Annotated in this window: 12 protein-coding genes and 1 pseudogene; 2 read left to right on the forward strand and 11 right to left on the reverse strand. The window is 37.3% G+C overall.

Annotated features, from left to right (window positions below):
* Nucleotides 1-935: 935 nt before the first annotated feature.
* Both AN161_RS01415 and AN161_RS01420 read right to left on the reverse strand, forming a co-directional pair.
* Complete coding sequence (locus tag AN161_RS01415) at nt 936-2,012, reverse strand: alpha/beta hydrolase (RefSeq protein ID WP_053592597.1); 1,077 nt, start codon at nt 2,010-2,012, stop codon at nt 936-938.
* A gap of 13 nt (nt 2,013-2,025) precedes the next feature.
* On the reverse strand, nt 2,026-2,634 hold the full coding sequence (locus AN161_RS01420; RefSeq protein ID WP_053592598.1) for a TetR/AcrR family transcriptional regulator: 609 nt from the start codon (nt 2,632-2,634) through the stop codon (nt 2,026-2,028).
* A 451-nt stretch (nt 2,635-3,085) separates the two neighbouring features.
* Here AN161_RS01420 and AN161_RS01425 point away from each other — a divergent pair, with 451 nt between their 5' ends.
* Nucleotides 3,086-3,547 carry a DUF2691 family protein gene (locus AN161_RS01425; RefSeq protein ID WP_053592599.1) on the forward strand — a complete coding sequence of 154 codons (462 nt, stop codon included), beginning with the start codon at nt 3,086-3,088 and terminating at the stop codon, nt 3,545-3,547.
* 171 nt (nt 3,548-3,718) lie between these two features.
* Nucleotides 3,719-4,006, forward strand: a complete 288-nt coding sequence (locus AN161_RS01430) for a hypothetical protein (RefSeq protein WP_053592600.1) — start codon at nt 3,719-3,721, stop codon at nt 4,004-4,006.
* Between the two features lie 26 nt (nt 4,007-4,032).
* Here the strand turns inward: AN161_RS01430 and AN161_RS01435 are convergent, their stop codons facing one another.
* The 9 genes and pseudogenes from AN161_RS01435 to hutU all read right to left on the reverse strand — a co-directional run bounded on the left by AN161_RS01435 (nt 4,033) and on the right by hutU (nt 14,987).
* A complete protein-coding gene (locus tag AN161_RS01435) occupies nt 4,033-4,740 on the reverse strand; it encodes a hypothetical protein (protein ID WP_053592601.1) in 708 nt (235 codons plus the stop codon).
* Nucleotides 4,741-5,400: 660 nt separating this feature from the next.
* Nucleotides 5,401-5,670 (reverse strand): annotated as a pseudogene (locus AN161_RS30420) (DNA-binding protein); the annotation flags it as partial.
* 253 nt (nt 5,671-5,923) lie between these two features.
* A complete protein-coding gene (locus tag AN161_RS01445) occupies nt 5,924-7,777 on the reverse strand; it encodes an SLC13 family permease (protein ID WP_082339573.1) in 1,854 nt (617 codons plus the stop codon).
* Nucleotides 7,778-8,096: 319 nt separating this feature from the next.
* A complete protein-coding gene (nadD, locus tag AN161_RS01450; protein WP_053592603.1) occupies nt 8,097-8,711 on the reverse strand; it encodes a nicotinate-nucleotide adenylyltransferase in 615 nt (204 codons plus the stop codon).
* 27 nt (nt 8,712-8,738) lie between these two features.
* Nucleotides 8,739-10,208 carry a nicotinate phosphoribosyltransferase gene (locus AN161_RS01455; RefSeq protein ID WP_053592604.1) on the reverse strand — a complete coding sequence of 490 codons (1,470 nt, stop codon included), beginning with the start codon at nt 10,206-10,208 and terminating at the stop codon, nt 8,739-8,741.
* Nucleotides 10,209-10,223: 15 nt separating this feature from the next.
* A complete protein-coding gene (locus AN161_RS01460; protein ID WP_053592605.1) occupies nt 10,224-10,775 on the reverse strand; it encodes an isochorismatase family cysteine hydrolase in 552 nt (183 codons plus the stop codon).
* Between the two features lie 87 nt (nt 10,776-10,862).
* Nucleotides 10,863-11,663 (reverse strand): NUDIX domain-containing protein, encoded by an 801-nt coding sequence (locus AN161_RS01465; protein ID WP_053592606.1) that lies wholly within the window; start codon nt 11,661-11,663, stop codon nt 10,863-10,865.
* 370 nt (nt 11,664-12,033) lie between these two features.
* Nucleotides 12,034-13,320 (reverse strand): imidazolonepropionase, encoded by a 1,287-nt coding sequence (gene hutI, locus AN161_RS01470; RefSeq protein WP_053592607.1) that lies wholly within the window; start codon nt 13,318-13,320, stop codon nt 12,034-12,036.
* The gene (gene hutU, locus AN161_RS01475) at nt 13,317-14,987 is read right to left on the reverse strand and encodes a urocanate hydratase (RefSeq protein WP_053592608.1); all 1,671 of its coding nucleotides are present in this window, start codon (nt 14,985-14,987) and stop codon (nt 13,317-13,319) included. Before hutU ends, hutI begins: the two co-directional genes overlap by 4 nt.
* Between the last annotated feature and the right edge of the window lie 16 nt (nt 14,988-15,003).

Below are 15,003 nucleotides of genomic sequence, written 5' to 3' on the forward strand. Positions count from 1 at the left end.
TTAGCTCAAATTGTTTTGCTGGCATCATGTTTGATGTCCAAAATTTTGTTTCGTTCACCAACTCAAGGTTAGCTACTTAAAAACTTTATTGATTACGTTTTGCTTGTTCAGTTTTCAAGGTTCATTTCGTCGCTGTTTTTTCAGCAGCAACTCTTATATAATATCATGTCGCACATTCTATGTCAACAACTAATTTTATTTAATTTAATTGTTTTTCAGTAGATGTCTTAGCGACTTGTATAATACTACACTCTTATTTTAAAAAGGTCAACATTTTTTCTGAAAAAAGTTTTTAGTTTTTTACTTCATTGAGAAACTTCCTATTATAATGATTAAGAAAATAATTTAATATTAGACTCACAAGTCTGAAGCTAATTTAATGTTTAATTGTTATCTAAAATATAATCTTATCATAATCTCTATTAAAAAATTGTTTTTCACAAAAAAAATTCAAACAAAAAACTCGGTATAGAATTTTATTAAAAGTCAAGTTATAAGCTGAAGCTATTTTAAATAGTGAATTCTTATTTAATGTCACACATTATATGTATAGAAATTAAAAGGATAGGAGAGCTAAAATGAATTCGCTCTATCTATCCTCTTTTTTACCACAGATAATTCTATTTACTACAACAATTAAATCAATCTAATGTTGCAGTAATTTAATAGGAGCTTATATCAATTATTAATTGTCCATTAAAGCCTATTTCTTAAACTTCTAAGCAATAAAAGATATAGGTTGTTTTCTAAAAGATTGTTGCTTTTCAACTAACGGGGCAGTCTAGTTGAACAATAGTCATTGGCTTTTTTTAACAATCGGGTCATTTAGTTGTATAAGAGCATTTGACATATATTGTGGAGCCTGTGCATACTGACTTGGTTGAGATATTCGAGTCCCATTCCATCATGGTGCTATGATGGAATGGCTTTGGTAATTAATGTTTGATTTGATCGATAATGTCGAATAAAGCTTCGTTGAATAGCTCCTTCTGATCAAGCATCGTCGCATGTCCAGCATTTGGTATGGAGTAAAATTGTTTCATTGGCGCCTTGAGTTGATCAAAGTATGTGCGAGCGAGAGAATAAGGAGTTTGCCAGTCATCCTCGCCATGGATATAGAATACTGGAACTTGATAGTCTGAAGTTACCATGTTCAGATCATAGGACTTAAACAAAAATTCCAAAATAGCACGCTGTTTTATTTCTAGTACATCGCTCATTAACATGTATTTAATATCTTTGAGCGAATAAAAGGGAGAACATAGTACGCTCATAACTAGTTGAAGTGATGGTTGCATCGCAAGCTTATACTTACCTTGCAACTTACGAAGTTTCATAAGCTTCTTGACCATGGCATCACTAAAATGGCGCTCGGGATACGGACTTAAAGCCTGTAAGGTGCTAATATCTTTCTGATTTTTTACTTGTCTGCTGCATTCCAATGCTTTCTCATAGCCAATTCGTTCGTTTTCAAACATATTTACAACTTGTCCAACTCCAATATAGGCTTGAACCATCTGCGGATATTGTATGGTGAATAGACTACCTAAGATAGAACCCCATGAATGACCAAGTAGAAGGATTCGCTCTTGGTTATATTTCTTTTGTAAATAGCTCACAACTTCATATGTATCCTGTAACGCTTGTTCAATCGTTGTTGTCGGCGTGACTTTCTGTGGATCATTCGCAAAGAAGGTTTTACCGCTGTTTCGTTGTTCCCAGTGGACAACGGTTACTTTATCTTCCCAAGGAAACTGAAAGTCTTGGGCAAAAGGAAGCATCGGACTGCCAGGACCTCCATGCAGGAATAAGAGGACAGGGTGATCCCTATTTTCACCACGATGATATAAAAACTGCTGGATTCCACCGATCGTCACATACTCGCCCTCATCTATTCCGTTTGGTGTAAGGATATGACAAGCTGTTGCACGCTTCTTTGTATAGAGAAACCAATAAATCGCCATACTGATGCAGGCAATAGCCGCTATGAAAATAATCAAAGATTGATTCATATGAATGCCTCCTCTAGTTATTTTTGGTTGAATTTTGCTTGCACTTGCTTAGATATTCCGCAATTGCTTCTACAAGAATGCTTAATGCTTGTGTCCTTCCTTGTTCACCGTATTGGTTTTGATTTGAGGCGATAAAATGTAAGCCATCCATTAAATTCGCAAGTACGCTATAATCACATTGAGCATCCTCTATTCCCAAGCCACTCATTGTACTTTGAAAATTAGTTTTGGATTTATCCTGTTCCTTTTTGTTAATAGGATCTGGAAGCTTGCGCAGCAAATATTCTAGGTCCGATGGCTGAACATAGAGTGCAAGACTATCTGGCGCCAAGTAAATTTCATGAAGTGCATGCGTAATCTTGTCCTTAAAATGTCCCGAGCTAGCTCCGATTTCAAGAACTCGGTCAAGTAAAGCTTGCTCATTTTGCTTCATAATGTGGTAGAGATATTCTTCCTTTGAAGGATAATAGGTATAGAAGGAACCTTTGGCTATTTGCACAGCTGCTGTAATATCGTCAACCGTAACTCGCTTCATGCCTTTCTTACGAATGAGCTCTATTCCTTTGATATACATTGCATTTTTGATATGCTCCTTCTCCTGCTCACTTATGATCTTAGGCATACGTTCTTCTCCTTTGATGACTATTTGTAATAAATCGAGTCAATATAAATATAATAAGACTAGACTCTGGTAAGAGTCAATGGTATTAGCATAAAAATAGTTGAATTAAAACTCGGAATATTTTATCCAAATTAGATACGCTGCACATATATGAGCACTTAAAGGAGATTAATTTCTTTGTTAAGGATGAAAAGGACTAAACGAAGGATAATATGTAATAAAAGAGGGGGTGCTTCTTCAATACGGGCGCTTTTCTTTAGTAAGGAGGCGTCTTTTTGATATGCCTCTACACATAAAGGGATTAGATTTTGTTAAAGCAAAAAAAATTGTGAAGGTTTTCACTTAAACTAACGGAGTGCTTTACTTAAAGATGGGATTCCACAGCGATCCATCTTTTTCTTCTTCAACTAACGGGGCAGGTTAATTAAAAAAAGAGAAATGGGGATTACGAGTGAGAGGTATATCTTTTGAAATTCCAAACGCTTACGGGAAATATTTGTTAGAGATATTAGATGGCATCAATTTAAAAGGATTAACTTGGAAAATCGGTGGTGGAGAATCATATTTTATTGAAAATAATACATTAGGGGACCCCCTATTTCCAAATATCAGCGTGTTAAATGAGGAAGGACTATATAAGGAAATTTCAAGAGAAGATTATTATCTTATATTTGTTGATTTAAAAGGATTTCCGAAAAAGTCAGATGTGAGAGAGATTGCAACTTATCAAGAATTTATTGAAAGTGAATGTACATTTGTACTCCTATTGGTCGATTCCTCCTATGTAACAATCTATTCCAAAGACCAAGTAACCGTTAAGCATTTATTCTCTAAGGCAGTAACTGCTGGTTACACAAATATTGAGTATATTACAGATGAAAACGATACACGAACAACGTTGATTGCTTTTTAATACATAATTTAGGCATCGTTTGACCAGCAGATTGTGAAGTTATGTACTTAAACTAACGGAGTGCTTTACTTCAAGAAGGAGTGAAGCCTTTTTTCTTATTGAACTAAAGGTGCAGGTTAGCATAATAGTATAGCAATAATTGTAGAGAAACTTGGAAATGAGGTGGATTCAATGGAGAATGTTAAATGGATAAATGGAAGCTATAAAGAGGATAACCGTATTTTTGATTCGGAGTTTGAAGTTAAAGAATGGACAGAAGCATTATATCCAGATTTTGTTGCCTATTTAAGTGATAAAAATAATGTAGGATATGCAACACCTGATGAAAAGGTAATTAAATATTTAGCATCCCTTTTTCCTCAATGGGCTGTTTATAACAATTTGCAAATCGGTGTCTGTACAGGAAAAACAGAAATAAATGGTCAAATCATCTATAAAATTTGGACAGTAAAATTATAATTATTTTCACTAACGGGGTGCTTTACTTAAAGATCGGTGAGTTGCGAATATGTTAAAGTACGGCTATTCGCTATTTTGATAGCCCTCTGACTAAATTGATCCTCATGATGCGATAAAAAAGATGGTCTGTCCCAAAGGCGAAAAAAGAAGCGTTCTCCAATCCTTTCAGGCTCATTGTATTCAAAATTGAAAGGAAGTTCTAAATCATTATTTTTTACTTCTTCACACGCCTTTAGATACCTCTTTCGTAATCGGCATATTTGATTCCAACGAAAATGTCCTTCGGCTCGAATTTGAGGTAGGAAATCCACGATGGCATCCGTTTCACTCTTACGGGTGTTTCGAGCTTGCTCTCTCGCTGCTTTCGTGAATCCGAAATCTCTTGAATCGTAAGTAGGTAGTGGCAAAGCGAATTGTTCAAAATATTCTTGATTCTCTTCCGACAACTTTGTTTTAATCCATTTCTCCGCATTGTAAGAGCAGCTTTTATAATATCTTAAAAACTTACTTCTCTGGTCATCTGAATGATTTACAAAGATAGTCCCCTTAAAATATTCATACATATGCGTTTCAGTGAGCGACCAATTCACCTTTTTGCCTGCTTTATAAACTTCGAAAGGGAGGAATTTATCGCCAATAATTTCAGGCTGCCATTCATCATTTATTAGCTTAAAATAAGAATCTGTTAATCTTCTGCTTGAATTAGGTTCTTCCGTTCCTGCTCCAGAGGGCATACGGGGCATGTCCTTCCTTACACCTTCGTTTTTATGTTCATTTAAAATGGCATAAGAATCTAATCTATCATAGGATTAGCAAACTTGTATTTTTTTAATCTAATCAGAGATTTATAGAATGATCTTAATGCTGAAAGAAAACGACTTACTGTTTTAATGCTTTTGTTTGTTTTGTTAACGAACCAAAAGGCATCTTTTTCTCTAACTTTACAATACATTTCATTCATCAGATAATCTTCCACAACTACTCATATGACTTCCGGCTTGTCATCCCATTGAACCCTTTTTCCTTGATAGTTGCTATATTCGTCCAACCAATTGAAAAATGGAATAAGGTTGTTCAAATAGCTATTAGCCGTACTTTTGTCATTCCTCCCTATACAATCGTGGTAATAGTCTGTTAAAGGTAGAAAAGGTCCGTCTTTATAAAAAACCAATAATTCATAACGACTTTCGGTTCCTTCTGGACAATATCGGTAATAATATTTAGCACACATATTTAATCACCTTACTTTATGAATTTAATCTGTTTTCAACCCGTTATTAACAGGGATGGTAGATTCTCGCTTGTTGTTTATATTCGGGGTTTTCTAACATTTTCGTGATATGTCATACTCTCATTTTGCCTAATGTCTTCGAAAGGAGTTGAAATCGGACTTAATTTTCACGTATTGCTTTTTTGATGAACCCATCAGGAGTCTTCACATTTCTAAGGTTCGTTTTATTACCACGACGGATAGGATTGATAACATCTCTTCAGAAGGAAGAGTAAGGGTAACTACTTGATACGCCAGATTCAATAACTCTCCAACCTTCTTTATCACTATTTCTGTACGCTTTAGGGGACTTTCCTGACCGTATCCAACATTTAATAGTTTCTTCGTGTTTATCTAATAAATCAGCCACTTCTTTTACTTTATATTCTTTCAAGTCATTGCCTAAAAACAGAATGTACGTTTCTACTTTATCGCGATACTTAATATTTGTGAATATTCCCTTTATAAGGTTAGTAGTGGTAGCAGATGAATTTATTTAGAGGTCTAAAAAATAAAAATAGTACACCACTATATATGAGTGATGTACTAATTAATTTAATATAATGTGTGACATTAAAGACAACCTCTTGATATTACTGTTTTATAATACATTCACTTGTCTTTAATTTTACAGAGTAACCGAGTTTTTAAAATGGGAAGAAAAATGGAATTGCTAGCATCATAACGATGAACATAATAATCTGTAGTGGAATTCCGATCTTCACAAAGTCCATAAATTTATAACCACCAGCTGTCATCACAAGTGCATTTGTTGGGGAAGCTATCGGTGTGACAAACGCCATACTTGCTGCTACAGCAACAGAAATCATAAATGTCGTTGGACTTGCTTCCATTGCAATCGCAGCACTCATAGCGATCGGCGCAAACAATACAGCAGTGGCCGTATTACTAATAAATTGTCCAAAAACAGCTGTTAAAATATATACACCAATCAGTACCCCATATGGTCCATAATCTCCTAGTGCGTTAATGATACCATTTGATAAAATGACCATACCGCCTGTTTTCTCCAAAGCAGTTGCCATTGGAAGCATTGCAGCTACAAGCACAATACTTTCAAAATTCATATTGCTGTATGCATCTTCCATATTACGCAAACAGCCCGTTAATATCATCAGTACGGCACCAATCATAACGGAAATGACAGCAGGGAAAATTTCAAAAGCCATTAACACAATCATTAAAAGCATAATGACACCAGCAACACCTGCTTTACCCGTTGCTGCCGCAACACTCGCATGCTCCTTCGGCTGACCCACAACAACAACATCCTGCGTTTCCCTTGCAAGCAATAGAATTTCATCCCATGCTCCCTGCACTAAAATGGCATCCCCGAATTTCAATTTATGCGTCACCATATCTTGAAGTTTATAGCCACCTCTACGATTAATGCCGATAATATTAAGATTATATTTTTCTCGGAAGCCTAGGGTGCTGACAGTCTCATTAATAAAGCTAGAATTTGGCGTTAATAATACCTCGGCAATACCAAGATGCTTCGATACCAATTCATCCGCCTCTCCTTCAGCTAGTTCCTGCATCTCTAGACTATAATCCGAAACAAAGCGACGAATATTCTCTTCCTCACCTTGGACATACAATTCATCTTTGGCGTGTATCACACTTGTTGGACCCGCCATTTCCTGATATGTCATCGGTAATAAATTAATACCCTCTTGTGATCGTCGGTGAATTTTCATCATACATAGCGTATATTTGGCCGGAAGCTTTAATTCTGCCAATGTTGCGTCTATAATAGTTGAATCTTCTGGCACAAACACTTTAAACAAACGATTGTTTAAATCATATTGCTTTATAATTTTCTTTGGAGATAGTTTATAGCCAGCTTTTGTTTGTGTACGATTTTTTTCATTTGGCAAAAGAATATTGCGCACGAGTACTAAATAAGTAATACCAACAACCATTCCTACAATTCCAATGGGTGTCACTTCGAAAAATCCTAGCTTATTATAGCCACGATCGACCAACAACTGGCTCACAATTAAATTTGTTGGTGAAGCTATTAATGTCATAAGCCCTGAAAGACTCGCAACATAAGAAAGTGGTAGCAAGAATTTTGATGGACTTTCCTTCATACTGATGGCAATACTAACAACGATAGGCATCATTAAAGCTACTGTACCTGTATTACTCATAAAGGCACCTACAGCCCCTACAATAATGAGCAATAGTATAAATAATTTCAGCTCACTATCACCTGACCATTTCAATAATAATCGCCCTGCCATCCCTGCAAGTCCGGTGCGCAAAATTCCTGCGCCCACAACAAATAACCCCGCAATCATTAAAACTACAGAGTTCGAAAAACCAGCGAGCGCCTCTGTTGGCGTTAAAATATCTGTAATGACAAAAGCAAGAAGTGACACAATCGCAACGAGATCGGCTCGTACTTTATTAGTCACAAATGCAAAAATTGTCGCTCCTAAAATAAGAAATGTTAATGTAAGCTGCACATTCAAGAATTCCTTTCTAACATTAGTCCTTGCACTTTACTGAAGGTGATACACAAAACCTTTTGTAATTACAGCAACTTGCATGTTTGCTATATCTCTTAGAGTTATTATATCTTACCCAAAACTATATATGAGAAAGTTCACCATCTTTTCGAAATAAAAAACTCATCACCATAACGTGAGGTTGATTTCCGTTCCGGCTAGGCGCTTTCTTGGGGACATCCGATACGATTTAACAAATGGCATCCCCACCTTTTGATGATGAGCCAAATAAAAATAAGTGCGGTATTAAACCACACTCTTTTATCATGTAGGCCATACTAGATTATTTTTGATAAAGGTCATGCTCTTTAATGTAGTCATAACAAACGTCAGGCAGTAAATATTTTGGTTCGCCGCCCATTGCGAATTCTTCTCGGATATAGGTAGAACTAATTTCCATTGCTAAGCCTTTGTCGATCAAATGAAATCTTCCATCATCATGATTCCTTAAAATTGGAGAACGACTAATCGTTGATAACATATCAATTCCATGCCTTGCCATCACAATAAATTTATTTTCAGCTACTAATGCATCTCCTTTTTTCCACAACCCTGCCCCAATATCAACTAATAAATCGGCACCCATAATAAAATGAATTTCATCATTCGGGTGCTGTTCTCTAAAATATTTCATCGTGTCATACGTGTAAATATTCCAACCCTCTTGCTCCATTTCATATGAATCTGCAATAAAACGCTCATCCTTTGCAATAGCAAGCTGTAGCATATTCCATCGATGAGTATTCTCTGTTTTGATATCCTTATCCTTGCGTTTATTTGAGCAAGGTAAAAAAATCACTTTATCTAATTTACAGCGATGTGCGACTGTGCTTGCGGTCCAAAGATGCACATTTGTAATTGGATCAAAGGATGATCCGTAAATTCCTATTTTTGCCATTATCTATCCCTCCATTTTACTTCCCTATTAATTTATCTCATTCACCATCTTCGTGACTTTATCTTTAATTTCCTTAATTCTTGTCATTTTGTTATCCCAACAAGCTTGGCTTAAATCAACAGGATACTCTTCAGGGTTCATTGTTCGTTTGTACTCATTCCATAGTAGATGTAAATTCCCCTCTACATATGCTTGAATTTCCTGAAGCGTTGGTTCCTTGTAAAGGATAGAGCCATTTACTACAATATCTTGATGTAATTCTTTTGCTGTAAAATTCGTAACAAATTTGCTGATATAAGTATGAACAGGGTGAAACATTTTCAAGCGTTCTTCCTCTTGAGGATTTTCATAGTCTAATGCAATATAATCTCCTTCAGCATGACCATTCCCTTTGTTAATAATTCGGTAGATACGTTTGCGGCCTGGAGTAGTTACTTTTTCGGGATTTCCAGAGATTTTAATGGTATCGACCATTTTTCCATTTTCATCTTCAATAGATACTAATTTGTAGACCCCACCAAGAGCGGCTTGATCGAAGGCTGTAATGAGCTTGGTTCCGATTCCCCATGTATCAATTTTAGCTTCTTGTGACTTTAAATTTATAATCGTGTATTCATCTAAATCATTGGATGCTATAATTTTCGCTTCAGTGAAGCCAGCTGCATCTAGCATTTTTCTTGCTTTTTTTGAAAGATACGCTAAGTCTCCACTATCCAAACGAATTCCTACAAAATTGATTTTATCTCCAAACTCCTTTGCGACCCGGATCGCATTAGGAACACCCGAACGCAACGTATCATACGTATCGACTAAGAAAACACAATCTTTATGTGTACTTGCATACTTTGTAAATGCAGTGTATTCATCGCGATATACCTGTATCATGGCATGTGCGTGAGTACCTGACACAGGGATGCCAAATAATTTTCCAGCTCTTACATTACTAGTAGCTGAAAAACCACCAATATAAGCTGCACGAGTTCCCCAAATAGCCGCATCAAATTCATGGGCGCGACGAGTGCCAAATTCCATCGCCATATCCTTTCCAATCACTTGTTTAATGCGTGAAGCCTTCGTTGCAATTAGAGTTTGGTAATTAACGATATTTAATATAGGCGTTTCAATTAGTTGAGCTTCCGCTAATGGAGCCTCAATTCGTAAAATGGGTTCATTTGCAAATACCAATTCACCTTCCTCCATAGCAGAAATAGTGCCTGTAAATTTTAGACTTTGAAGATATTTCAGAAATTCCTCTGAATATTTTCCTTCCTCACGTAAATATTGAATATCACTAGTAGAAAAACCAAAGTTTTTAATAAACTCCATAATCTTTTTTAAACCTGCGAATATCGCATATCCATTACCGAACGGAAGTTGTCGAAAGTACAATTCAAAAACTGCTGTTCGATTTTGAGTACCATCGTTCCAGTATGTTTCGACCATATTAATTTGATATAAGTCCGTGTGCAACATTAAGCTATCGTCTGCATATTTCATTTCCTTTTCCTCCATTTAAATAATAGTAGCTCCGAGAGAATGTTCGAAATGTCCTAACGCCCATTCATGCCCCGCTTGATTAAAAGACGCCATCGCATTTTTATGAATAACAATGTTAAATCCTTTATTATAGGCATCTACTGCTGTATGAAGAACACAGATATCCGTGCATACACCTATTAAATGCAATTCAGTAATTCCTCTTTCACGCAATTTAATCTCTAAGTCCGTGCCTGCAAAAGCAGAATATCTTGTTTTATCCAAGTAGTAGACATGATCTAGATCTTTATTTTCTTCATATAATTCTTTTAAGGAACCATATAGTTCCCTCCCCTTTGTATCTCGAATATTATGCGGAGGAAAAAGCTTTGTTTCTGGGTGATAGCTATCTTCTTTTTCATGAACATCAATGGCAAAAACTACAAAATCGACGTTTAAGATAAATTCCTTTGTTAATTGTGTATTTGCCATTTCCAATACTTGCCCTGGTTTTCCACAAGTTAAAGCTCCATCTGGCGCTACAAAATCCTCTGTATAATCAATATTAATCAATGCACGTTTTTGCATTTCCATCACTCCATTTTCTTTTTAATTAATAATTAACGAATTACAAATTACTATATTCAAAATTTATTAGGAAAGACAGATGCTTTCCTAATGATAAATTGACTCTACGATTTCAAAGTCATTATAAGTATATAATTGCGACGGTCTAAATGAATTTCTTTTTGTTTTCTTTGGTTTTCCTTCTCCGTCTAATACTTTTTCAATAAAAGGCAACTTAGGTGCTTTTGTAAAGAACACAGAATCATTTGAAACACGTGGATCATTTCCCACTGTTAATAAAACCCTTTGCAATTCTGATAACGTAAATTCTTCTGGTAAAAAGTTTTTAGCAACTGTTGTTTGTACCATATCTTTCTTAATAAATTCCAAAGCGTCAGAAATGATTTTTCGATGATCAAAGGCTAATTCGAGTTTGAACACTTCGCTTATATCGTATAGCTCTACTTCTGCCGCATCATCATTAGCTTGACGCTGGTCGATGTGCACTTCCGGAACAATGGCATAAAAAGCATTTGAAATCATCCAACCCCGAGGATCACGATCTATGTCATCGTAGACACCAAAGTGTTTAACGTGTAGACCATCTACATTCGTTTCCTCCTTCAATTCTCTTTTAGCAGCCATATAGGCGGTTTCCCTTTTTGTCGCATCTACAAATCCGCCAGGAAGCGCCCATTTTCCACCTTCGATATTTGGATTTCCTTCATTATCTTGATCAGCACGTTTAATCAACATGATTTTAAGCGTCATCATTGGTGGTGCTTTTTCCTCTACTTTTTCAGATGTTATTGTAAAAATTGCGATATCTGACGTATAGCCATCAGGTGTTAGATATTTAGAAGAATCATAATTCGCAAGAACTTCTTCTTGTGAACGAAATTTTGTCATTTAATAAAACTCCTTTGATACAATGTTTTCAACTATTGATGATGAAGATGCATATGAAACGTAATGACTCCTCGTTGGGCGCGGGTATTTGCTTCGCTTCCACGGGTATTTTCCCTGGACGCGCAGGTATTTGCTTCGCTTCCGCGGGTATTCTCCCGGGACGCGCGGGTATCCAAGTATATAATTTGTTCAATCGCCTTTAGTAATTCACAATTCACGAATTACTATTTAATAACATAATAACTTTTCCAGTTCACATTTTCAACTCTTTTTTATTTTTTAAGGAAATAGAAGGTACATATTGGAGTACATCTTAATTAAAAAAGGGCATAGATAAAGCATTTCTGCCCTATCTATGCCTTGTTAATATTTAATTTACTAATTGATTTGTCAAAAGAATACCATCCTGTACGACAACTCGACCATTTTTAATTACAGTATTTGTATGATTCATGCCGTAGAAATATTGCAACTGCTTGTAATTGGCAACATCCAATATAATGACGTCAGCTTGTTTGCCCGCTTCAAGAGAGCCAATTTGATGTCCACGGTTAAGTGCATACGCTGCATTAATAGTTGTCGCCGTTAACACTTCCTCTAGTGTCATACCCATATGCATACAAGCTAAATTCATAATAAAGGGCAGACTCATCGTTGGGGATGAGCCGGGGTTAAAGTCAGTTGATATAGCTACAGGTACCCCTTCATCAATCATTAGGCGTCCTCTTGCAAATGGTGCACGTAAGAAGAACGCTGTGCCAGGTAGCAACACGGCAATCGTGCCAGCTTCAGCCATTTTTTGTATACCCTCATCAGAAGCTACTAGTAAATGCTCCGCCGAAATCGCCCCTACTTCCGCAGCTAGCTCCGCTCCCTTATAAGGCTCAATTTCATCTGCATGAATTTTCGGTGTTAACCCCAACGCTTTTCCAGCTTCTAAAATGCGTTGTGATTGCTCTGGCGTAAATACACCTTTTTCACAAAATACATCATTGAATTCTGCAAGGTTTAGCTCTGCCACTTTCGGTAGCATGTCGTGAATGACTATATCCACAAATTCATCCTCACGTCCTTTATAGTCACGTGGCACAGCATGCGCCCCCATAAAGGTACTAACGACATCAATATCGTGTGTGGCTTGCAATTTCCCAGCTACCTCAAGCTGTTTCTTTTCGGTTTCCCAATCCAAGCCATAGCCTGATTTTGCCTCAACCGTTGTGACACCATGCTTTAAAAACACATCTAAATGATTCATCGTTTTTTTATATAAATCATCAAAGCTAGTTTCTCGTGTACGCTTTGTTGTGGCATGAATCCCGCCACCCGCATTCATAATTTCCATGTATGTGGCACCATTGAGTCGCATATTAAACTCCTGCTCACGTGTACCTCCATGAACTAAATGCGTATGACAATCGACGAGACCCGGCATAACAATCTTACCTGAGGCGTCAATAACTTCAGCCACCTTTACAAGATCAGGGAAATCCGCTTCTAGTTGTGCAATTGGCCCAACTGCAATAATGCTATTTCCCTCCATTAACACACTACAATTTTCCACTATTGCAATGTCACGCATCTGTTCTTTTGTACGAGGACCTTCTACGGCACTTTTTAACGTTATCACTTCATTGGCATTTTTGATTAAAATCGTCACTTAGCATCATCCTTTAGCATCGGTATATGCACACCTTTGTTCTTTGCTGTATTAATGGCAATTTCATAGCCAGCATCTGCGTGACGCACAACACCCATTCCTGGATCGGAAATTAACACTCGTGCAATCTTCTCTGCAGCTTGCTCAGAACCATCCGCTACTAGCACTTGACCAGCATGTTGAGAATAACCCATACCTACACCACCACCGTGATGCACACTTACCCAACTAGCACCACTTGCTGTATTAACAAGTGCATTTAGAATTGGCCAATCTGATACTGCGTCAGAGCCATCAAGCATACCCTCTGTTTCACGATTTGGCGATGCAACAGAGCCTGAGTCTAGATGATCTCGACCAAAGACAATCGGTGCTGATAGCTCACCATTGGCAACCATTTCATTAACCTTCAATGCAAAACGATGACGATCGCCATAGCCTAACCAGCAAATTCGTGCCGGTAACCCCTGCCATTTCACCATTTCTTGCGCCATATCAATCCAATTTACTAGACCTTCATCTTCAGCAAACATTTCTTTTGCAAGTGCATCTGTTTTATAAATATCCTCAGGATTACCTGACAGTGCAGCCCAACGGAATGGACCCTTACCCTCACAGAATAACGGACGAATATACGCTGGAACAAAACCTGGGAAATCAAAGGCATTTGTTACACCCATCTCTTTGGCATAAGCACGAATATTATTACCGTAATCAAATACTTCTGCACCTGCTTGTTGGAAGTCAAGCATTGTACGAACATGCTCAGCCATCGTCTCTTTTGCTCTTCGCTCATACGTCTTTACATCACTTTTACGCAGTTCAAGTGCTTCCTCAAACGTCATGCCATTTGGAACATAGCCATTTATCGGATCATGGGCAGATGTTTGGTCAGTTACAAAATCAGGGGTAATTCCTCGGTTCAACAGCTCACGATTAACGTCTGCACAGTTGCCAACAAGACCAATCGACGCAGGCTCTTTTTGGTCACGTAGTTTATTGACTAATTCAATCGCTTCATCTACTGTCTCCACAAGATAATCACAGTAGCCCTCTTTAATTTTACGTTCAATTCGAGCACGATCCACTTCGACTACTAAAATGACAGCGCCAGCCATTTTCCCAGCTAAAGGCTGTGCACCACTCATGCCACCCATACCACCTGTAAGGATGAATTTGCCACGTAAATCTGCCGTGCCAAATACTTTTTTGCCTGCCTCTACGAATGATAAATATGTTCCTTGTAAAATGCCTTGTGCGCCAATATAAATCCAGCTACCAGCCGTCATTTGACCGTACATCATTAAATCGCGGTCCTCTAACTCATAAAAATGCTCCCAATTTGCCCATGCTGGCACTAAATTAGAATTCGCAATTAATACACGTGGTGCATGTTCATGCGTACGGAATACAGCTACTGGTTTCCCCGATTGAATCAGAAGTGTTTCATCATTCTCTAATTCTTTTAACGACGCAATAATTTGCTCATAGCTCTCCCAATTACGCGCCGCTTTACCGATTCCACCATAGACGATTAGCTCATCTGGATTTTCTGCTACTTCAGGATCTAGATTGTTCATTAACATACGCATTGCAGCTTCTTGCGTCCAACCTTTACAAGATAATTCATTCCCACGTGGTGCACGAATATTTGTTTTGACTACCATAAAAAAACACGCTCCT

The sequence above is a fragment of the Lysinibacillus sp. FJAT-14222 genome, assembly GCF_001278875.1.
GTDB lineage: Bacteria > Bacillota > Bacilli > Bacillales_A > Planococcaceae > Lysinibacillus > Lysinibacillus agricola.

Bases quoted from the DNA above. Each gene is read 5' to 3' on its own strand.
- AN161_RS01415 (WP_053592597.1), bottom strand. From the start codon at position 2,012: ATGAATCAATCTTTGATTATTTTCATAGCGGCTATTGCCTGCATCAGT.
- AN161_RS01420 (WP_053592598.1), bottom strand. From the start codon at position 2,634: ATGCCTAAGATCATAAGTGAGCAGGAGAAGGAGCATATCAAAAATGCA.
- AN161_RS01430 (WP_053592600.1), top strand. From the start codon at position 3,719: ATGGAGAATGTTAAATGGATAAATGGAAGCTATAAAGAGGATAACCGT.
- AN161_RS01435 (WP_053592601.1), bottom strand. From the start codon at position 4,740: ATGCCCTCTGGAGCAGGAACGGAAGAACCTAATTCAAGCAGAAGATTA.
- nadD (WP_053592603.1), bottom strand. From the start codon at position 8,711: ATGGCAAAAATAGGAATTTACGGATCATCCTTTGATCCAATTACAAAT.
- AN161_RS01455 (WP_053592604.1), bottom strand. From the start codon at position 10,208: ATGAAATATGCAGACGATAGCTTAATGTTGCACACGGACTTATATCAA.
- AN161_RS01460 (WP_053592605.1), bottom strand. From the start codon at position 10,775: ATGCAAAAACGTGCATTGATTAATATTGATTATACAGAGGATTTTGTA.
- AN161_RS01465 (WP_053592606.1), bottom strand. From the start codon at position 11,663: ATGACAAAATTTCGTTCACAAGAAGAAGTTCTTGCGAATTATGATTCT.
- hutU (WP_053592608.1), bottom strand. From the start codon at position 14,987: ATGGTAGTCAAAACAAATATTCGTGCACCACGTGGGAATGAATTATCT.